This window comes from Myroides odoratimimus (assembly GCF_004337635.1).
GTDB lineage: Bacteria > Bacteroidota > Bacteroidia > Flavobacteriales > Flavobacteriaceae > Flavobacterium > Flavobacterium odoratimimum.
Map to the genome: position 1 here is coordinate 618,533 of NZ_CP037427.1, position 23,332 is coordinate 641,864.

Here is a 23,332-nt window from a genome sequence, read left to right on the forward strand (position 1 = left end):
TAATGAGGGAAGGCCTGTGCTTTCCCTTTTTTATACCTCTATACTATGCTAAAGAAATTAGTAAACAATACTATCGTTAGACTACTATCAGGAGTAATTATCGGTCTATTTGTAGGGCCTTATCTAAATGATATTCTACTTCAAGTCATCTTATCTACGAAACATATTTTAGGGCAACTAATCTTATTTTTAGTTCCTTTAATCATCTTAGGATTTATCGTATCGTCTATTGCTAAGCTAGATCAGAAGTCCTCTGTTATTATAGGGTTTTCCTTAGCTATAGCTTATATATCGAGTGTCGGAGCAGGGCTATTCAGTGGTTCATTAGGCTACACTATATTGCCTTGGTTAGACATACCCTCTACCGCTGCTACGGGAAGAGCATTACCAGAGATGCTCTTTAAACTAGACATTCCACCTATATTCGATGTGATGACTTCCTTAGTACTTGCACTCATGATAGGTTTAGGTATTCTATGGACACAGTCTAAACCATTAGAAGTAGCCTTCGATCACTTTAGAGAGATCGTGTTACTCTTAGTCAATAGAGTACTAGTTCCTTTATTACCCTTATACATTGCCTGTAATTTTGCTTTGCTTAGTTATGTAGGTAGCATACAGTCACAATTACCTATCTTCTTAATCGTGATTATCATCGTGATTTTAGCTCATATCGTATGGATCACCATCTTATACACGATCGCAGGTCTGTATGCTAAAAAGAACCCATGGGAAGTACTCAGACATTATGGACCGACCTATCTAACAGCGTTAGGAACGATGTCTTCAGCGGCTAGCTTAGGTGTAGCACTACAATCAGCACATAAGAGCAAGGTACTAAAGCCAGAGATTACGAACTTCACTATTCCATTCTTCTCGAATGTACATTTATGTGGTGCTATGGTTACAGAGACCTTCTTTGTAATGACAGTATCCTTAGTCCTTTATGGGCATTTACCTAATGTTAGTACATTGATTCTATTTGTGCTTTTACTAGGTATATTTGCCTTAGGAGCACCTGGTGTACCTGGCGGAGCGCTAATGGCATCTTTAGGGTTAATAACCTCTATGCTAGACTTCGATGATACTGGGATAGCATTAGTATTAACCATATTCGCACTACAAGACAGTTTTGGTACTGCGTGTAATATAGTGGGGGATGGCGCCTTAAGTCTTATGGCAACAGCCTTTCACGAACGACAACAAAAAAGGGAAGCTCAGTAGCTTCCCTTTCTTCTATATCATCTAATCTGATTAGTCTTTTAAAATATTACGAGAAATAACTAATTTTTGAATCTCTGTAGTTCCTTCTCCGATAGTACACAACTTCGAATCACGGAAGAACTTCTCTACTGGGAAGTCCTTAGTATATCCATATCCTCCGTGGATCTGGATCGCTTCTGTAGATACTTTCACACATACTTCAGACGCATACATCTTCGCCATAGCTCCGATCTTAGTCATCGGTTTGTTATTGTTCTTTAAGAAAGCTGCTTTGTGTAATAATAACTCAGAACATTCAATCTCTGTAGCCATGTCTGCTAATTTAAAACCGATAGCTTGGAATTGGCTAATTGGTTTTCCGAATTGAACTCTCTCTTTCGAGTATTTTAATGCTGCTTCATAAGCTCCTTTAGCAATACCTAATGATAATGCACCAATAGAGATACGCCCTCCATCTAATACTTTCATCGCTTGAATGAACCCTTCTCCTACTTCTCCTAAACGGTTAGCATCAGGTACGCGACAGTTATCAAAGATAAGTTCTGCAGTCTCAGATGCACGCATTCCTAATTTGTTTTCTTTCTTACCACTAGAGAATCCTGGTGTACCTTTCTCTACTACGAAAGCTGTCATTCCGTGAGAATCACCTTTCTCTCCTGTACGAACGATAACAACTGCAACGTTACCAGAGATAGCGTGAGTGATAAAGTTCTTCGCTCCATTTAAGATCCAATGATCACCATCTTTCACAGCTGTAGTACTCATACCTCCTGCATCAGATCCAGTGTTGTGCTCTGTCAATCCCCATGCACCGATCCACTCCGCTGTCGCTAGCTTAGGTAACCATCTTTTCTTTTGCTCTTCATTCGCAAATGATAAAATATGATTAGTACATAGTGAGTTATGTGCTGCTACTGATAAACCAATAGACGAGTCTACTTTAGAAATTTCTTCTACGATAGTGATATATTCGTGGTAGCCTAGTCCAGATCCTCCGTACTCTTCAGGAACTAAAACTCCCATATATCCCATCTCTCCTAGTTTTTTAAATAAATCTACAGGAAAGATTTGAGCTTCGTCCCATTCCATAATATGTGGACGAATATGTTGTTCTGCAAAGTCTCTTATAGATTGAGCAATCATTGCTTGAGTTTCATTGTATTCAAAATTCATGGTTGATAGTTTTAATTCGTAAATCTCAAATATAAACTAATTATATCAATTTTGTCAATAGGGAATTTCTCAATTTGTAGTAATCCTTCTTTATTAACAAAATCTCCATTCATACTCCTATGCTTAACTACTTCTCTTGCGATATAGTAATTCATATAGGGTAATTCTTTCAATTGATTTATAGATGCTTCATTGATATTTAATGTTGTGACAATTGGTGCATTCATCACTTTAAAATGCCTATATAATTCATTTACAACTTCTTCTGAAAGCCCATACACAAACTTCAGCTGCTGTACGGACACAAAACCACCGTACTTCTCCCTTTCTTTCATAATCTTATCTGCATAATACGGCCCTATTCCTCTGACTTTCTGTAAGTCATCTAAAGTTGCACTATTTATACATATTGCTACTATGGGGACTTCTACTTTAGGCTTACTATAATCAACATATTCTCGCTGCACCTTAGGGGTATTCACCCAATCTGGGAACTTAAAATAAGTACTATAGGTCTTTAGCCATTCGTCAGATACTTGAGTAACTTGTTGAAATTCTTTAGCAGAATTGACATACTTATTCTCCTTTCGAAATGACAATAACCGATCTATCTCTGCTGTAGACATACCTAAAACAAAGCCACGATAATCTGTAATAAAGTTGGGGTTAAAAGGGTAGATCGTATCTCGCTTAGCTATGGCAATAGTATTAATACTATCTAATAAACTAATCTGCTTCTGATACTCATCGTTAAAAAGGGTGGAATACTGATCAACTATATGCTCATCAGATGACCTAGGGTAATAGATATACAACTGAATAGCAATCACAAAGAGTACTAAAAAGAAAAGGCCTCGCTTCTGTGACTTCGTGTAATAGTAAAATCTTTTTTTGTAATTAGATAGCATCTCCTATTTTTACAGGAAAATTACAAGATTACTAGCCAACTCACATATAGTATTCAAAGAGATTTATAGGTCGAATACTGATGTTCTCTTTGTATAGATTAAGTCTTTAATACGAGCTAAAAAAGCTAAAGTAAGGTATAAAGCAAAAGCTAATCCCAAGGTAAAGAATGATAAATAGATAAAAAATAGACGTACACTAGTAGCGCGCATCCCTAGTCTGTCTCCTAGACGGCTAGATACTCTGAATCCTCTTTTCTCAAAATAGTGTCTTAAACTAGTAACCATACTTATATCATATTAACTATACAAAGATAAACAATATCCATCACAGCAAAGTGAACTATGGTGTATGATTAGCTTTTTTTGAGAAATTCTTTCCCTATAGCACACTCTATACATCGATTACTATCACAGTATTTCTTCTTTAGATGAACTAGAGCTTGGCTATCTACAGCATTAATCGCTGTTACATTATAATTAGAGAATAAGCTTACGATACTGTTCTTCTCTGCTCTTACGCTTTCGGCTAGTGCTATAATATCACTAATATCAAAATCTTCATGTGATACGGACTTCTGATAAATAATCTGCATAGGTAAGATGACATTGATAATTACTAAATCAATAAAGTCTTTAGTCAGCTTTTTAACCTGTTTCTTACTTACTTTATTAAATACATAATGCGTCTCCCAATACGAACTTACTTTTATGTCAAATAATTTATAGAAGTAATTTAAATCTGTTGTTGTCACCATCTTTACAACAGGAATCTGCTGATGATATAGCCAACTACTCAACTGTGCTAATCTAATAGTAGGGAAATTAGGTGGTCTAAGCTGAAAGAATCTTATAGATAATGTAGTTGATACAACGATATTATACTTACTCTTTAAGAAAGCCCACTCTCTTTTTATTTCTTTTATATAGTCATCCTCTAGTTCTTGTTCTTCTTCTAACAGACCAGTTACTCCAAATAATAGAGCTTCTATCTGCAACAAGGATTGGGATTGTTTATAAATAGATTGTATCGGTAAATGTCTTACTGCATCATAGAATGCTTCGCCATTCGCGTTTAAGCCAAAACTCTTAGCTAGAAAACAAAAGAGTACATGTTCCCAATGATTATTTGTTTCTAAAAGCAATTGTTCCATTGGTATGGTTTTTTCTATCAACCGCTCTAGAAACAACTTCTCTTTCCAAAATGTCCAGATACATGGATCAACTGTTCCTATGCTATCTTCACAGTTTAGGTGATTTTTACGCAAAAAGAGTTGAGTACATTTCTCTACTACTTGTTGATCTACATAGTTCTTCAAAACGAAAACAGTTATCTCACTACCATCCAATCTAAAAACTGGAATGTCATACTCCCATACCACATGTAATATCACACTGTCATAACGCTGATCTCGCTCATGATGATGTGCATACCAATCAGAAGCCTTAATATGTATCTCAATATTACCCGCCCATTCCTGATCTCCAATGCATATTCTTGCATTAAAAAAGTCAGGTCCATCTAGACCAGTAAAAGTTCCTGTAGAAAGTATACTGAGAGATTCGTTAGATGTAGTATATAGGTCTTTAAAATTGAACAATTGATTTGCCCAAACATAATGTAGGAAAGCTTCTTTCATAAATATATTCGCATATTAGTTATATTCAATTCGTTTTCTCTATTTTTATAAAAACTATAATCACACCAACCAATCTTATGAGAATACTATTCTACATCATCAGCATTACTATGACCTTGTCTTCTAGTATTATATACGCACAAAAACCTAACCAAAATACACTTATAGAATACTATACTTACTCCAACAATAAAATAATCAATGTAGAAGACCCCATAATCCTGATAGCAAATGAGGATAATGCTTTTATAGCTAAGAAAAAACAACTCGACGTAGGACTAGAGAAATATCCTTATGAACAGACTTATATCGACTATAAAAACAATATTCAATACAGTGTGGCTCATCTAACTAAGAAGAATAAAATAAAGATGGTGCTTCCAAATACTGACCAATCCTTCACACATCATAAAGAGACCAAAACAATACAAGGCTATAAGTGTAATAAAGCGACTATAACAATTAATTCTAATAAAATCACCTTATGGTATACTAATGAACTAAAGATTAAAGGAAGTCCTATGTTATTAGGTGCTAACCTCGGTCTAGTGTTAGAAATAGATCGCAATGGGACATACAAAACAATAGCTAATAAAATAAACAAAGATTTAAAGCTAAATATAAAAGACTATATACAGCTAGAGGATAGTCATGAGGTAGATACTAAAACTTATAAAGCTGAACTATGGAAAAGCAGGTTTACTACAATTAAGTTATTCGAAGATGATTTGGTCAATTTCTCTGACTCTGTTATTAATAAGCCAAATCTAATGCGCTTCGCTAAAGGAACAGTGATTGTTACGAAAGTAAAAATACCTGCTATAAAACCGACTGATCAGATATTTGTCAACTTAACAGAACAGTCTAATGGTGATGCATATGATAGAACAGGTAGTGTGTTCTTAATACCTCATTATCACGAAATTTCTTTTATGGATGCTTTAGAACAAGGTATAGAGGTACTCCCAATCTATCAAAACCAAGATTCTACAGAGAAATTTCAAGGTGTTATCGCTACTCAAAACTATACTCCTCCTATAGAGTTAATGCGCTTCTTCACTCCATTTGGTGTCAAAGGCTTTAATCATATAGATGTACTTGATTATAAATGGCAAGAGAAGGTGTATTATAGACAAGAGATTTCTGAGTTTCAACCTCTACTAAGTAATAGTGAATGGTATGTAGGGGTATATATAGGCAATTATGATAAAGGTGGCCATAAGATAAGTGCTGATATTACTATCCATCCTGACGGACTGAGCAATGCTAATAAAACGACAACGATGATGCCTATCTTTAACACTACTAATCTAATGGAAATGGCAGGTCAGAACTATCCGATTATGTTTGCATCTCCAACAGGTTTAAAAATAACCTTTACGACAACTACTGATATCAAAAATGCTAGATTAAGGTATATCACTACGGGACATGGTGGATGGGAGAATGGAGATGAATTTAACCCTAAACTAAATACAATTACCTTAGATTCTACTAAAGTGTTAGACTACTTCCCATGGAGACAAGACTGTGGCTCTTATAGAGAATACAATCCAGCTTCTGGTAATTTTGAGACTGGATTATCTTCATCTGACCTCAGTCGTTCTAACTGGTGTCCGGGCACTGTCACACCACCTATTTGGGTTCCTTTAGGAGATATAAAGAAAGGTACACATACATTAGAAGTCAAAATACCGCAAGGAAGAAGAGAAGGTAATAGCTTTAGTTATTGGAATGTATCAGGTGTTCTCTTTGGAGAATAAAAAAAGCGCAGTTTTACAAAGAGTAAAACTGCGCTTTTTTTATTTATAAATTCTTATGTAAAGAAGTTCCAAGTTATCCCAAATCTCAAAGTAAAATCCTTATAAGGATTATTAGGAGCTGAATAATACTTATATCCTGTCATACTAGAGTTAAAGTGCTCTAACATAATATATATTCTAGCTGTTCTAATCTTCATATTAATAAAGAAATCGAATACTGGATAATTCCCTATTTCTACTTTATCTTGTACAAAGAAGTCTCCTATCAATGGATTATAGTCATTTCCATAGTACTTCGTAAAATAACTCAAGGTGATACCTGTCTGAAACTTTAAAGCCTTATCAAAGAATGCATCTGTGAAATATAAAGTATTGCGTGTCACAAACTCTGGCACATTTAAGATATTATCTTTTTGATCAACCTTCTGATACAAGAATGTATTATCTAAGCCAAACTTACCAAATCTAAAGTCTTTCTCAGCTTGAATAGATAGATAGTTTATTGTACCTCCATATTGTTTAGGTGTAACTAATACTTGCTGTGGTATACCAAACTTATCAAACTCAGTAGCGTCGTTTGAAAAATATAATTTATCTTTTAATACTGAATATGTCCCTGACAGCTTTACCCATGGTGTAGTCACAGAAGCGTCGAATTGATTAATCTTTTCGTTCTTAAACTCATTATACCAATTGTAATTAACATAATCACTTTGATATAAATAATAGTTTAAATTCCCCATTCTATTTAGATTTTGATAACCTAACTGAAATGCAATGTCTTCTGAGTACTTATAATCTAAATTAGCTTCAAAATTCCTTGTTTCGTCATTACCTAAAGATGTGCTCGCTAAAACATTTGCTTTCCAATTCTCTTTATGATAAATATATCTACCACCTAACATTGTTATATTCTTCTCTAACTGATCAGGTATTAGACCACCGCCAATATGTGCTATGCTCTTATAATGGTATCTATATTTATAGAAATCAACAAATCCTTCAAAACGACCTGCCACATCTGATTGATACGCTGCTCCTACTCTATTAAATACGTTGTAATATCTAGTTTTATTATTTATACTACTATTAAATGCTTCTCCAAAGTGTGTCTTATCTGTAAATTGATTATTAATATCAGCTTGTTGATACTCAAAAAACTTATCCTCATAGGTAAACTCATGAGTCAGTAGAATACCATTCTTAAAAGAATTATTTAATTGATATTGATGATTTAAGTATAAACGCTTTCCTTTCAACATCGTTTCAACATCTCGATAATACACATTAAGACGTTCACGTTTATTATATGGCTTAACACTACTTTCGAAAAGATCTAAGTCACGTATTCCTCCATTTTCTTTGTTCATGATGTCTTGAGCTGTAAAGTGAGCTCTCATCAAATACTTTTTATTTTCTGATTGATAACTAGATCCTATTCTAAAATTTCCTGTTGAAGACAGTTGATTAATGTATTTCCCAAGAGAACGCAATCCTTTATATCCTACAAAGAAATTTAAGTTCTTACTTGTATTTAAGGTAATAAAAGCATCTAGATTTTGTCCTTGTTTCATTACAGATCTATAGTATAAATCAGTATAAGGCGTAGGTGCAGAATAATACTTAATATCTTCTACGTTTAAGTATGCAAATTGTTTTGCTTCGAAACCAAAACCTGGTAAAACATGATTTGCTTTATAATTATATTTTAATACGTTATAGGTCTGGCCTTCATTAGCAAACTGTAGTAACCCAAAAGGATCCTTTCTTAAGTAATTAAACTCATAGTGCTTCTTTACAGATAGAGCTGTATCAACAGCTATCGTATCATTCTTAATCGAGATTATCTTATAGTCACTGATAGGTGCCACAGAGTCTTTCTTTACCTTCTGTCTAAGGCTTCCTATTTCTTTCTTCTCTTTTTTATCTTGGTCTCCATCAGGTCTATAACTTCCTTGCATATCTAAAGTTTGAAACTGTGCATGGATAGTCATACAACAAAAAAACAATAGAAAAACACCTAGGTACTTTCTCATAAAAATATAATTTGGACAAAGGTAAATTTATTTTTGAATTAAATAAAAAAAGCCATCCGAAGATGGCTTTCTATTTTATACTTAATAAGCTAATTATTTCTTAGCCCAGATAAGTTTTGTATCCATTTTGTCACCACCCATACGAGCAGCTGCAGCATCTTTATTTGCCTTATTTACAAGTTCCATATCAGAAGGATATGTAATTCTTTCAGGTAAATCTTTCAGATCTACTTTTGGCACAAATGTATACTGAGTTTCTCCATTTGGTCCAGGTGCAACAAGATCTCTTGTTTCACCAGGTAAAAGGAATGTTTTAGGGAATTTAGTTCTTCTGTATTCTGACCATGCTTCATAAGGCTGCATATAAAGAGCAATATACTTTTGTGTCATAACGTTCTCTTCATTTGCCGCTGGCACACTTTTCAGATACTTATCAATCTCTGTCTGATCGATTCCCCAACTAAGCATAGATGCTCTAATTCCATTTTTATAATTAGTATCATTCCATTTATTTACTTCTGATAGAATAAACTCTACTTCTGAATACTCCATTAGCACCTCTACCTTATCGGCTTTATAAATAGCACCACCAAATTGAGATACACTTCCTATCTGTGAGCCAGTAAAAGCACCTTCAATCCCTATAGGCAATCCAACATAAAATTCAACAGGGCGATCTATATAGTTCATTCCTTCAATACTAGGAATATCATCAGTTGCTCTAAAACGCACAGTAACCTCTTCCATTTTTACTGAACCATCATCTTGCTTCACAGGTAGATATTGTGTCTTAGGAGCCACCATTTTAAATAAACGCGGATCCACAATACCTTTAAAAGGATTCTTTTTACCTGTCATTTTTTCCTCTCCTTTTAATAGCTCAACAAACGTATTTGTAGGAGCGAAGTCATTACGATTATCTATAAAAGCTCCTCTATAAAAAGGTGCTGGATTAACTTTATCATTCTGAAACTTTAATCCAACTGTATCGTCATTAGACTGCATAACACCTCCCTTAACAGCATCATCAATATGTGCCTGAGCTTCAGGAATAACACTTTTAACACGATTTGCAATTTTCAATCTAAGTGAATTTGCAAATCTTTGCATCTTAAGAGGACTTTGAAAAAGAAAATCTCCAGCATTAAAAATCTTTGCATCCAATTCTATACTTTCTGCTGCTTCCTTCAATTCCTTCAACATATCTTTATAAATTTTCTCCTGAGGAGCAAATTTAGGTGTTGGTTTTGCATTTGCAGTACCCACAGTCATTGCTTCAAAATCAGGATCATCACTACCATATGAATAATAAGGTATATCACCATACGTCTCTAAAGCTTGTAACTGAGCATATACGATCATTATACGAGCCGCAGATAGCATATTTCCAGGATGTCCATAAGTTTGAACTTTTATCTGATTATTCTCATTAGTAACAATATCTATTATTTCTTTATAGTTTTTTGCTGCTAAAAAAATATTCGTGTATAAACTATTATTCACTCCTGTACGGAATAAATATAAATCCTCATCAGTATAATTTCTTTGAGCTGAATACTGAACCCAAGGTAACGACATACGCCCTGAAGGGAATACCCCTCGTGTATTAGTCATTAAATCTTTATTCGCTTTATTAAACAACCCTCCCGTTGGTACCTCCAAAGGTTTATTAGGGTTAACATTGATATCTTCTAAGTCTTTATCACAGCTCACAAAAGCTATAACGCAAGCTAAAAGAGATATCTTATACATATATTTTTTCATGTGAGTTTCTAGAATTTAAATTTAACATTCATACCATAAGTTCTTGTAGAAGGCAATGAAGCCCCTTCAATAGCTTGAATATTTCCACTTCCGTAAGAAGCCATTTCTGGATCCATTCCTTTCCAGTCTAAGTTCCATGTAAACAAGTTACGCCCATAAGCTGAGATAGTAATCCCTTTGAAAGGTCCTATCCATTTAGTAGGCAAATCATATCCTAAAGAAATCTCGCGTAATTTTATATAATCAGAGTTAAAAACGTTTTGTGCATCAACACCGCCATAGTGGCTTTGTGCCCACTTCTGCCCAGAAACTACTTTATCATTTTTAGTCCCATCTTCTTTAACCCCATCAAGAATAATTCCATTTTCACGTACGCCATTTTCTGCAGACTTGTCTAACATACCAGTATACATACCAAACATATGTGAAGTAGAGAAGTATTTACCTCCTTTTTGCATATCGATTAACACGCCTAAGCTAAAGTTTTTATACTTAAAACTATTTCTAAGTCCCATATTATAGTCTGGTAAATAAGAACCTAATGCCTGAATACCTGTTTTTTGATACAGACCATCTGCACCTACAACTTTATTTCCATGATCATCATAGACAAAATCAGTTCCATAAATTTGACCATAAGTTTCTCCCACTTGTCCTTGTAATGAAACTTGGAATGGAGCACGTGTGATTTCTACAGATTTAACACCATCCGCTAAACGAGTCAACTCATTTTTATTCTTAGAGAAGTTCCAAGTAATATCCCATGAGAAGTCATCAGTACGTACAGGCGCTAAATTCACTGTAGCTTCAATACCTTTGTTTTTCATATCTCCAGCATTCTGCCATTGATAAGCAAATCCACTAGCTGCATCATACTGAACACGAGTAATCAAATCCTTTGTGTCAATTTGATAATATGAAACCTCAAACCCTACTCTATTATTTAAGAAACCAGCTTCTAATCCAATTTCTTTAGTAGTCATCATCTCTGGTTTTAAATCAGGATTATTTGCAGTTGCACTTAATGAATAAGTAGGACTTCCGTTAAATGGTCCATCTAAATTATAATAATCTGCTGTTCTATAAGCTTCTGTATCATTTCCAACTTGCGCCCATCCTAAACGAACTTTACCAAATGATAACCAGTCAACTTCTGGCAATAATTGTGAGAAAATAAATGTTCCTGTTACAGAAGGATACGTAACTGATTTTTTAACAGTTGAAAACCAATCCGTACGCATAGTTCCCTCTAAGAATAAAAATTCCTTATAATTCAAACTAACAGACCCAAAAATACTATTCGTTCTTGAATGAAATTTCTCATTACTTGCTTTCGCATCAGAAACACTATTACTTAAGTTATAAAGATTAGGTAAGTCTAACCCACCAACAGTAGTACCATAAACATAGTCTCTGCGCTTTTCACTTCTATTAACACCTACAAAAGCGTTAAGTCCAAAATCTCCAAAGTGATCATCATAATGCACACGCCCTTCGTAATTGTACTCTGACACATCACGTTTCATAATACTATACTTAGACGTAGCTTGGGATCCTTTAGCAACACGCTCCTCCACTGTAAAACTATAACGATCACCATATACAGTACCTACAGCATAAATTTTATCTGTAATATTATATGTTAACTTCACATTCCCATACATTCTATTACGAACATCTTGAGATGTATTTTCATTAACAACCCAATAAGGATTATCAGAATAAGCAGGAGTACCATCATCCCAAGCATTTCTATTCCAAGAACGTTGATCTCCATTAGCAAGTTTATAATCTTTTAATTTCTTAAAATCAACTTGACGTTGTCCCCATTGAAAGAACTTTTGTGCAACAGAATTATCACCATATCCTACCTCAGGGCGATTAAATCCTTTTGTATAAACGTAATTAAAGTTAGTCTCTGCCTTTAATTTATCTGTCAACTGCGTAGAAGCATTAACCGAAAAATTGTTACGTTGCAATTTAGAGTTTGGAACTACTCCTTCTGTAACATTGTTACTAAAAGACATCCTTACATTACTCTCTTTAAACGATTTTCCAACAGAAACAGATTGACTATGTGTAATTCCAGTATCGAAGAATGATTTAACGTCATTTTTAGCTTTTTGCCAAGGCACTTCTTTCATATAATCATCAGCAAACTCAGGATCGAACGCATACCATGGTAAATATGGTGTACCATCAAATTTAGGTCCCCAACTTTCATCTACTTTATACTCCGCAATGTTATACGTTTTACCACCTATAACAGCAGTAGGTAATTTACTAGCAGACCCCCCTCCATACAAGGTCTGAAGTTTCGGCATAATATTAATGCTCTCAAAACTCAATCCAGTATTAAACTCGATATCAGTACGTCCATTTTTAGCAGACTTAGTAGTATAGATAATTACACCATTACCTCCTCTATTACCATAAAGTGCAGAAGCAGGCCCTCCTTTTAATACTGTTACAGATTCAATATCATCTGGATTAATGTCGGCAGAAGTATCTCCGTAATCACGACCTCCAGCTCCACGTTGCATATTGCTATCAGCAAAGTTACTATTATCCAATGGCACTCCATCCACAACAATTAACGGTTGATTATTCCCCGTAACAGACTTCACTCCACGCAATACGATACGCGCAGAACCACCCATAGAAGAAGGTGATGTTACTTGAAGACCAGCAACATTTCCTGAAAGTGCATTAACAGCATTTGTCTGACCTGATCCAGATAAATTATCTCCCTTAACTTCTTGTGAAGAATAACCTAACTTTTTCTTGTCACGCTTAATACCTAAAGCTGTTACTACCACTTCGTCAAGCATTTCTTCATCGCTCGCCATAGTCACATTGTAAACAGCTTCACCACCTACAGTGTGTTTAATGTCTTTCATTCCTACAAAAGAGAAAATAATGACATCTCCCTTTTTAACTTTTAATGAATACTTTCCGTCAAGGTCAGTCTGAGTACCTTCTGAAGTACCAGAAATCGTAACGGAAACACCTGGAAGAGGAAGCCCACCTTCGCTTACAATCCCATTAAAAGTCTTTTCCTGAGCAAAACCTACTTGCACCAAAAAAGCAAGAGACCCTACTAAGATCCATTTAAACTTTGATTTCATTTTAATTATTGATTAGTTAGTATCACAAATCTAACAAAAGATTTTAAACATGTTAAGTTTTCTTTAATTATTTTTAAATAAAAAAATTACAACCTACATTATTAAATCATCCAAACTTGTGTTTTTTATCAAAAAAAAACAACAAAAAGAAAACATAATCCAAAAACAAATAAACATTAAATTAAAAACAAAAACATTTTTAACATTAAAACAAAAAGGCTACTATCTAACATAGTAACTTTTCTTTTAAACAAGACTCTTAATCTTCTATTTATAAGCCTGATTCTGTTCTACCTTACTAACATTTATCTCTGATTGTGGTATAGGAAAAACTGTCAGCTTATCACCAAACTGAATTGTTTTTACTGGAATATCAGGATTTTCTGACAATTTTGGATTATTAACTTTAGTTTCCCAACGCATAATATCTTCATAAGCGAACCCTTCAAACATTAACTCTTTTACTCTCTCATCCTTGTATTCAGATATAGAAAGGGTAGAATAAACTTTAGGAATTCCTCCTTCAAGCACGCGCTCTTCTACAATTTGATTGAAAAAATCTAAAGCCTTAGCCATATCTGCATTTGATGCTCCATAAAGCGCCGCTTCAACATAATTAAGCATAATTTCCTCTATACGTAACATTCTAATATTAGAACTACGACTCGTATATTTGCCAATATTTCGATACACATCATTCTTTTTTAAAGTATCAACTACAGCACTTCTAATATCATCTATACGAACATTATTCTTTTTTGTTGGAAAGATATTTTCTTTTGTTGCTTCTATCCATACTAAATCTCCATAACCTTCTCCTGTATCAGGTTTCTTCACATAAATGTTATACAGGCTATTATTACCTTTGTTATCAGTACCACTTTGAGTTAATTCAAACAAAGAATTTGACATAATTCCATCTCCTTTATAAGCATCTAAAAAACTACTTCGAGACATTACTTTAACATTAGAACTATTAATAGCTAACAAAGAACTCTCTATCACAATATCATATTTACTTTTATCATATTTACCAAAGAACAATGCTATTCTTGATTTAATCCCATAAGCACTCGCTAAATTTATACGATGTTTGTCGCCATTACCAAGTTTTGCATCTTTTAGCAAATCAATACCTTGATTCAAATCAGCAAAAATGGCATTCATGTTTTCTCCAACATTTGGACGTGATAATATTTCATCAATATCTTTAAAGCTTGTCTTATATGGAACACCTAAAGCATTCAAGCCTTTACCATCCACATATTGCTCTCCATACAAACGCAATAAGTCATAGTGTGCTAATGCTCTAATCACATAAGCTTGTCCTCGATAATTTTTCACTTCAGGAGAATCCTCTACTTGAGCTTCTAAAATTCTATTTGTATTAGATATTACCATATAAATTTGCTTCCAAGTATCTCTTGGATAGGCAAACGTTGGATTCAAAGAAAAAGCTGATACTACTCCAAATCGACCAGTTCTATCATCTGAGTACATATAAGACGACCTACATTCAGAAAAAGCAATAATATCTCTTCCATAATAACTTGCAGAAGTCATTCTTGCATAAGATCCATTTAAACTAGCCAACATGTCATACTTGTTTTTAATAGGATCTTTTGTGTTGTCTTTATAATTTGATTGACTAGGTTCTATGGAGCATGAATTAAGCACACCACCCGTCAAAGTTATCATTCCTACTATCAGGAAAATACTAAATTTCTTTTTCATACTATCTAGAATTTAACATTTAATGTAAATATAAAAGTTTTTAAAGGTGGTGTTGCCATCTCAATATAACCATCTGCTTTCACTTCTGGATCCCACTTTAATCTGCTATCTTTAACCCATGTTAATGGATTACGTGCTGTTAAAGATAAATTTACTGCATCTACGCCGATAAATTTAACATCTTTCTTGTTCAAACTATACCCAACAGTTAACTGCTTTAATCGTATATGATCTCCTTTATAAAGAAAACGAGTACTTGCAGAAGTATAGCTTCCTCCACCACCTTTTGTTAACTTTGGTACATCAGTAACGTCACCTGGTTTCTGCCATCTATCCAATAATTCCGTAGTTCCATTATATGTGTTTAATGTTCTTGAATTTACTCCATTAGTATAACCTGCCCAATAATCATATACACTATACCCCCCTGCAAAAGAGAATAATGCATCAATATAAGCCCCTTTATACTCTAGCCTAGTATTAACACCTCCTGTAAATTTTGGTAATGCACTTGTGTTTTGGAAGCGAATTTCAGCTTGATTATACGAAGTAGTTTTAGTTCCATCTTCTTTATACCACTGTGCCAAACCTGTTTGACTATCAACACCTGCAAACTCTCTTAGCCTCCATGTCTCTAAGGCTTTACCATTTACTGTCCCCTTAAAACTCCCCAAAACCTCTAATGGTTTGCCATCCACTATTGGCATATTAACCATTTCGTTTTTAACAGTTCCTAAATTTGCACCTATTGACCAATTAAAATTATCTTTTCTTATCACGTCAAAATTTATTTCAAACTCAAAACCACTATTTTTAAGATCCCCCATATTCATCCATTGAAATTCAAAACCTGAAGTCAATGATAAAGGTCTTCTATATAATAAATCCTTACTTTTACTTTCAAAATAAGCTACGCTACCTGAAATTCGATTATTAAACAAACCAAACTCGATACCGAAATCTACTTTAGTTTGTTTCTCCCAGCCTAATGTGCCTCCAAACTGAGTTGAAACTAAAGCCGACTCATTATTATAATATCCTGTACCTACAAGCTGCACATATCTATTTGCTTCAATTTCAGAATTCCCTGTAGTTCCATAAGACCCTCTCAGTCTAAGTAAGTTAATATTCTTTATATCTTTTAGAAAGCTTTCAGAACTCAGGTTCCAAGCACCACCGATAGCATAGAAAGTCCCCCAACGATTGTCATTTGAGAACCTTGACGAACCTTCTCTACGTAAAGTAAGGTCAAGAAGATATCTATTTTCATAACTATAATTCATTAATCCTAAAAAACCTAACTGCGACCAATCAATATATTCTGCACTAGTGTGAAAATTAGCTGCTGCCGTTCCTAAACCTGTCATTCCAGGAGGTATCACTTCTCCATAACCATTTAATAGATTTGATTTATTTTTTTGGAACTCCATAATAGCACGAGTATTAAAACGGTGTCCATCTCCTAAATAAAACTTATAATTAAAAGAGTTTTGCCAAACATAATTAAAACGCTGATTTACTGCATTTTGAGCATAACCATTTACACCAACACCATCTCCATGATTAGGGTTTTTATATTCTTTATAATTAGCTAAGATATAATCTAAACCCAAGGTAGATTCAAACTTTAAATCATCTGTAATCTTAAATCCTAGAGAGTTGTTCGAAATAACCCTAGAAATGTCATTTTCAGTAAAATCATTTTTAACAGTATACAAAGAGTTATGAAGTCCACCAATATTAGTATTTAAACTACCATCCTCATTATAAATAGCTACCCATGGACTCATAAACATACCTGTTAAATTCGGATTAGAAAAGTATGCTCCTCCTTCTAAAATTGCATTTTGCTTAATATTAGATACATTCGCTCCGATTTTTATATCAAACCTATCTGACAGGTTGCGACTCATATTAAAAGAACCTGTTACCTTTCTAAAGTCAGTTCCTATCACCACACCATCATACTTCTCATGTCCAACACTGGCAAAATAAGTTCCTTTATCATCACCACCAGTTACACTTAACGCTACGGAACTCATAAAAGCGTGTTTATTTAATACAGCATTTCTCCAATCATTATTTACAGAACCATTGTCTACCCAATTTTTTAATTGACTTTGTGAACCTTCTCGGGTTTGAACATACCAATCATAAGTACCATCTTTTGTAAACCCATTCGCCTTTCCATCCGTATTATAAATAGCTTCTAACCAAAGTTCTTTTTTCTGTTCCCCATTCAAAAACTTAGGGCCTTTTACAGCAAAATCTTGAAAACCTACTGTAGCTTTAAAGTCAAAACTAGGTTTTCCTTTTTTCCCACGTTTAGTGGTTATCAAAATAACACCATTTCCACCTCTTGCACCATATGCAGCAGTTGCTCCAGCATCTTTTAGCACACTAATACTTTCAATATCTTCGCTATTAATACCAGATATAGACGAAATTGATGTAGAACTATTACCTACTTCAGTCTTACTACCAGAGATATCGCCACTTGTAAGAGGTACTCCATCTACTACAAATAATGGTTCATTATTAGCAGACAATGAATTACGTCCACGTATACGAATATCTTGCATAGCACCAGGTGATCCCGAAGTAGCTGCCATTTGTAATCCTGCTACACGACCTTGCAAAGCTTGATCAACAGATGCCACTGGCACACTAGAAATAACGTCTCCCTTAACTGATACTACATTACCTGTAACCTCATTTCTAGCTTTATTTTCTCCATAAGCTGTCACAATAACTTCCGCCAACTGATTATCCTCAGCCAATAAATTGACATTATACATAGTATGAGCACCCACTTCATAAGTAACTTCTTGCATACCAATAAAACTAAATACAAGCACATCTCCTTGCTTAACATTTAAAGAGTACTTACCATCCAAATCAGTTTGTGTCCCATGTTGTGTTCCTTTTATAGTAACCGAAACACCAGGAAGAGGCGTTCCTCCATCACTCACTTTCCCTGTAAGTGTTTTGTTTTGTGCGTGTCCTACACTTACTGAAAGTAATAGTAAACTAGCATAAAACCAATTAAGTCTAAATTTCTTCATAAAAACATTGATTAGTTAGTATGACAAATCTAAACACAGTACTTAACATTAAATTAACATAAACAAAGAACTATAAAGTATTTGTAATAGAATTCAAATAAAAAAGCCCATCCAATATTTGGATGGGCTTTAATACAATTCTAAAGAAAAATTAGAAATCTAATTTTAATTAATCATTATAAACAGTATTGTTTAATAATTCAGCTTGCGGAACCTTAAAAGTTAAACGATCATCATTATACTGAAATCTACCACTTGGATTGGCCAAATGATTAGAAGCATATTGGAATACTCCTTTATTTCTCTTTATAGCAGCATAAGCTTTACCTTCACCCCATAGCTCTATACGAGTTTGGAATAAAATCTCATCAATTAATGTTTTACCTGATAAATTATCAACATGTGAAGTATCATCAAGACGAATAGATAACAAATCTTTTAAAACTTGCTTAGCATTAGCTTCATTACCAAGCCTAGCATTTACTTCTGCATTTAATAAATACATTTCTTCTATTCGCATAAACACATAATCAGACTCTATGTAGCGTTGTCCATCTAAAATCTTTCCTTTTGCTGAATAAAATTTATTTGCTGCAATAACAGCTTTAGTTCCATAATCCCTAGAAGTTCCTTTATCATCAGTAACCGTATTCACAACATATTGATTCTTTCTTACATCATTTACTGGAATAGCATTATATAATTCAAATGCCATTCCTTTAGTATCTCCAAGACCGGCATAACCATAAGTAAATACATCTATTTGTCCATACCAAGAAATAAGATTCAATTTATTGTCTAGTGTCAATGTAGCTGACCACATCCAGTTTGGATTACTTACAGCTTTATTAAACCCTCCTAATAATACTTCTTTAGTAGCTAGAGGATATCCTCCTTCATTGATAATAGATTCAGTTAATATGGCTGCTTCTTGTAAAGCATCAGTTGTTCCCTTAGCTGCATAGACATAAGCTAGAAATGCTTTAGCCACATAATAATTTATATTCGGTCCCTTCGTGAAATTAGCCTCCTCATATAACGATAATGATTCTTTTAAATCTGCAATCATAAGCTCAAAAACTTCTTGTGTTTGTTTTGCAGGTTTATTTGCTAATGAAGGATCTGTATAAACTGGCAATAATTTTTCATTAGCATCATATCCCTTTGTATACATCATAACCAAGTTATAATACATATATGCACGAAGAGCTTTAGACTCAGCTAATACTTTCTTTTCACTATCATTCAAACTAGTTTTTCCATTGTAACTAACAATAATATTATTAGCTCCACGAATCATATAATAATAAAAACGCCATCCTTTATAATTCGGTTGACTAGCAAAGTTTATCAAACCACTAAAATTTCCTATTTCTCTATACCAACCGTAGCCATTTTGATTTTGATTCATATCGCCACTTAGAATATCCATATATACATCATACCCCTTTTGTCCGAAATCATCATGTCCTGTAGTTCCACCTCCACCAGCACGTACGTTATAAGCATACAATCCATTTAACGTTGCTTCTCCTAAATGAGGAGAGTTTTCTGAAATTTTATCTATATCTGACTTAGAGAGAGTAGAAGTACTTGATGTCTCTAAAAAATCTTTAGAACAAGCTCCTAAAAGCATACTTGCACTAAGTGCTATCATTATTTTTGTCTTCATTATCTTCAATTTAATACTTAAAATTTAACTTTAACACCTCCTGTGAATGTTGTCAATGGAGGATATTGGTACATAGAAGAAGAACCAAACTCTGAGGCTGCAGGATTAAATCCATCACGTTTTGTAAACAAGAATAAATTATCACCTGAAACAAAGAAACTTAAATCCGCTAATCCTAATTGTTTTACATATGTTTTAGGTAGTGTATAACCTAATCTGATATTATTTATCGCTAAGTAATCACTTTTAACTAAAAACCTTGTAGATGTTGAATTTACATTTGTATCAGCCTCACTAGATAATCTTGGAACATCTGTGATATCTCCTGGCTTTTGCCAGCGGTTAGCAATATCATTGTGCCAATTATTACTACCTATTTTATCATTACCCATCAATTGAGCATAAGCACTGTCATACGCATATCCTCCTAGACTATACAACATCTGAACGCTTAAATCCCATCCTTTGTACCCTGCACTTAAATTAACACCTCCTCTAAGTTTAGGTATTGCAGACTTACCAGTATGTTGTAAAGTAGCATTAGAATAAGTTGTTGTAGTTTCTTTTGTTAATTTCCCTTTCATTTCAGGATTACTTTCTAAAAAATCTACCATTGACCCTACATGCTTCTTTTTACCATCATCCCCCATATAGGTATAGGTATACCATTGAGCTTGTCCCGTTTCTGAATTAACTCCTGCCCACTCTCTCATATAGAAATCTCCTAAAGAATGTCCTTTAGCTCTTCCATAAATACCACTTACATCAAGAACCTTCTCCTTACCTGTAGATGGATCTATTGGCATTCTCTTTAATTCATTTTTTAAATACTCTCCGTTGATAGATAAATCGATATAAGCATCTTTAGTTTTTAACAAATGACCAGTAACATTGAATTCTAATCCCTTATTTAATAACTTACCGTCATTTACCGTCATTGAAGCATATCCTGCAGAAGGTCCAACAGCACGTGTAAAGATTAGATCATCAGTATTTTTTATATAATAATCAATATTTACATCTAAAAATTGTTTAAGACTGAACTCTACTCCTACCTGAAACATTTTACTTTTTTCCCAAGTCAAAAGAGGATTTCCAATACTCGTTTCATAGATTGCTAAAGCACCTCCATAACTATCTACTTGCCACATATTTTCCCCTGGATAGTAGCTACCTACAGCTTGATCACCAACAGTACCATAACTTGTTTTAAACTTTAAATAACTGAATAAGTCTTGATTTAACATAAAGTTTTCCTTTGAAGCTACCCAAGAAAGACCTACAGAAGCAAATGTTCCCCATTTATTTTCTTTAAATCTAGAAGACCCATCTCGTCTAATAGACCCAGTTAAATAATACTTATTTGCATAATCATAATTTACTTGTCCAAAATAACTTTCTAAAGTATAATCACTAATATACCCTGTAGCATTGATCGTAGTACTTGCATTATTTAATTCTGTACCATTCGGATCTGCAAGACCACTCTTATTCATCGTATTATATCTATACTCATATGAATAATTCTCATGTGCAGCTAAAGCCTCAAGTCCGTGTTCTCCAAAAACATTTTTATACCTTAACATCTTAGTCCAGTTATAAGAAAAAACCTCACTTTTTACTTTATAAATAGACCCTTTCATCGCAACAGCTGATCCATAAAAACGGTCACTTCTTTGATTATTCGTATTATTGTAATACTGACCTCCAATAGTTGTCTCAAAGGTTAAACCATCATATAAATCAACAACAAATGATGCGTTTGCATTTATCTCATCACGAATACTTCTATTTAAGCCATAATGAACATCTCCAAGAGAGTTGGTTAATGCACCAAATCCTCTACCAGCACCATAGTCGTACTGATTCCCACCATAAATATCTTTAACATAATTTCCTTCTGAATCTCTTAAAAACAATGGATAGATTGATGGTATATTATCTGTGAACCAAAACACGCTTCCAGAATCACTAGCTTGCCCACTGTTATTACTTTGAGAATGAGTATAACCAATATTCATTTTTGCATCTAACCATTCTTTTGGCTTATGTTGCAAGTTTAATCTAGCAGTTAATCTTTCATAATCAGATTTCACTGAATATCCTTCATCTTTTAAATATCCAATAGAGCTAAAATATGATGTCTTATCACTTGATCCACCCATATTTAAATTTCCCTCTATACGTCTAGAAGACTGAAATGCATAATCATCCCATTTTTCAGGAGTGTATTTTCTCGTCACACCTGGGCGAACTTTACCAGTAGTCGGATCAATTAACTCTCCTCCATTAGCAACATTCCACATATTATAATTTGGACGAATACCATAATCAGCTAGAAATAAATTCTTATTCGCCCATAAAGTAGCATCAGCATCAGAAAAATTACCTTTAATTTTACCATAATTTTTCAATGCTTCGTAAGAATACTCTATATAGGTTTCAGGGGATTCAATCTTATCATATTTAGGTAGAGCTCTCCAGTTAACACCAGTTTTTGCTTCAACCTCTATAAAAGATTTCGAGCCTTTCCCAGTTCTTGTATTTATTATGATTACCCCGTTAGCTCCTCGAGAACCGTAAATTGCAGTTGCAGTAGCATCCTTAAGCACAGTCATTGAACCAATATCTGCTGGATTAATAGAACTAATACTACCACTATAAGGTACGCCGTCTACAATATACAATGGGCTACGGTTACCATTAACAGAACCAAAACCACGAATACGTACAGTTGGCTCTGCCCCCGGTTGTCCAGTTGGATTTATAATACGTACACCTGCAGCTTCTCCGGCCAATGCGGCTACAGCATTAGAAACACTTTTTTTCTCAATTTGAGCAGAACTAATTTGAGATGCTGAACCTGAAAATGACTCTTTAGTTGCAGTTCCATACCCCACAACTATAACCTCGTCTAGGATGTTCTCATCTGTAGTTAGATTTACATTGTAAGTATTTGCATTACCTACTTTATAAGTGGTGTCTTGCATACCAATAAAACTAAAGACTAATACATCTCCTGGTTTTACATTCAAAGAATAATTACCATCCAAATCTGTTTGTGTCCCATGGTTAGTACCTTGGATTGTAACAGAAACCCCTGGAAGAGGAGTTCCTCCCTCGCTTACAACTCCCGTAAGCTTCTTGTCTTGTGCATAACCTGCGCTTACCGAAAGTAATAGCAAACTAGCATAAAACCAATTAAGTCTAGATTTCTTCATTAATAAC

At 34.1% G+C, this 23,332-nt stretch carries 13 protein-coding genes; 2 read left to right on the forward strand and 11 right to left on the reverse strand.

What is annotated here, in order from left to right; genetic code table 11:
- Positions 1 to 45: 45 nt before the first annotated feature.
- The gene (locus E0Z07_RS02990) at positions 46 to 1,224 is read left to right on the forward strand and encodes a cation:dicarboxylate symporter family transporter (protein ID WP_131540242.1); all 1,179 of its coding nucleotides are present in this window, start codon (positions 46 to 48) and stop codon (positions 1,222 to 1,224) included.
- 30 nt (positions 1,225 to 1,254) lie between these two features.
- Here E0Z07_RS02990 and E0Z07_RS02995 read toward each other — a convergent pair whose 3' ends face one another.
- The 4 genes from E0Z07_RS02995 to E0Z07_RS03010 all read right to left on the reverse strand — a co-directional run bounded on the left by E0Z07_RS02995 (position 1,255) and on the right by E0Z07_RS03010 (position 4,942).
- Positions 1,255 to 2,397, reverse strand: a complete 1,143-nt coding sequence (locus E0Z07_RS02995; RefSeq protein WP_006259611.1) for an acyl-CoA dehydrogenase family protein — start codon at positions 2,395 to 2,397, stop codon at positions 1,255 to 1,257.
- Positions 2,398 to 2,408: 11 nt separating this feature from the next.
- Positions 2,409 to 3,305, reverse strand: a complete 897-nt coding sequence (locus E0Z07_RS03000; RefSeq protein WP_131540243.1) for a ComEA family DNA-binding protein — start codon at positions 3,303 to 3,305, stop codon at positions 2,409 to 2,411.
- Between the two features lie 63 nt (positions 3,306 to 3,368).
- Complete coding sequence (locus E0Z07_RS03005; RefSeq protein WP_006259613.1) at positions 3,369 to 3,590, reverse strand: hypothetical protein; 222 nt, start codon at positions 3,588 to 3,590, stop codon at positions 3,369 to 3,371.
- 68 nt (positions 3,591 to 3,658) lie between these two features.
- Positions 3,659 to 4,942, reverse strand: coding sequence for a DUF2851 family protein (locus E0Z07_RS03010; protein WP_131540244.1), 1,284 nt, complete (start codon positions 4,940 to 4,942; stop codon positions 3,659 to 3,661).
- A gap of 77 nt (positions 4,943 to 5,019) precedes the next feature.
- Here E0Z07_RS03010 and E0Z07_RS03015 point away from each other — a divergent pair, with 77 nt between their 5' ends.
- Complete coding sequence (locus E0Z07_RS03015) at positions 5,020 to 6,705, forward strand: PNGase F N-terminal domain-containing protein (RefSeq protein WP_131540245.1); 1,686 nt, start codon at positions 5,020 to 5,022, stop codon at positions 6,703 to 6,705.
- A gap of 53 nt (positions 6,706 to 6,758) precedes the next feature.
- Here the strand turns inward: E0Z07_RS03015 and E0Z07_RS03020 are convergent, their stop codons facing one another.
- The 7 genes from E0Z07_RS03020 to E0Z07_RS03050 form a co-directional block, all read right to left on the reverse strand.
- Positions 6,759 to 8,741: a putative porin gene (locus E0Z07_RS03020; protein ID WP_131540246.1), complete on the reverse strand. Its 1,983-nt coding sequence runs from the start codon at positions 8,739 to 8,741 to the stop codon at positions 6,759 to 6,761.
- 93 nt (positions 8,742 to 8,834) lie between these two features.
- Positions 8,835 to 10,505: a SusD/RagB family nutrient-binding outer membrane lipoprotein gene (locus tag E0Z07_RS03025; protein WP_131540247.1), complete on the reverse strand. Its 1,671-nt coding sequence runs from the start codon at positions 10,503 to 10,505 to the stop codon at positions 8,835 to 8,837.
- 8 nt (positions 10,506 to 10,513) lie between these two features.
- On the reverse strand, positions 10,514 to 13,633 hold the full coding sequence (locus tag E0Z07_RS03030; protein ID WP_131540248.1) for a SusC/RagA family TonB-linked outer membrane protein: 3,120 nt from the start codon (positions 13,631 to 13,633) through the stop codon (positions 10,514 to 10,516).
- Positions 13,634 to 13,900: 267 nt separating this feature from the next.
- Positions 13,901 to 15,367 carry a RagB/SusD family nutrient uptake outer membrane protein gene (locus tag E0Z07_RS03035; RefSeq protein WP_006259619.1) on the reverse strand — a complete coding sequence of 489 codons (1,467 nt, stop codon included), beginning with the start codon at positions 15,365 to 15,367 and terminating at the stop codon, positions 13,901 to 13,903.
- Between the two features lie 5 nt (positions 15,368 to 15,372).
- On the reverse strand, positions 15,373 to 18,432 hold the full coding sequence (locus E0Z07_RS03040; RefSeq protein ID WP_131540249.1) for a SusC/RagA family TonB-linked outer membrane protein: 3,060 nt from the start codon (positions 18,430 to 18,432) through the stop codon (positions 15,373 to 15,375).
- A 169-nt stretch (positions 18,433 to 18,601) separates the two neighbouring features.
- Complete coding sequence (locus tag E0Z07_RS03045; protein WP_131540250.1) at positions 18,602 to 20,104, reverse strand: RagB/SusD family nutrient uptake outer membrane protein; 1,503 nt, start codon at positions 20,102 to 20,104, stop codon at positions 18,602 to 18,604.
- A 17-nt stretch (positions 20,105 to 20,121) separates the two neighbouring features.
- Positions 20,122 to 23,325, reverse strand: a complete 3,204-nt coding sequence (locus E0Z07_RS03050) for a SusC/RagA family TonB-linked outer membrane protein (protein WP_131540251.1) — start codon at positions 23,323 to 23,325, stop codon at positions 20,122 to 20,124.
- Between the last annotated feature and the right edge of the window lie 7 nt (positions 23,326 to 23,332).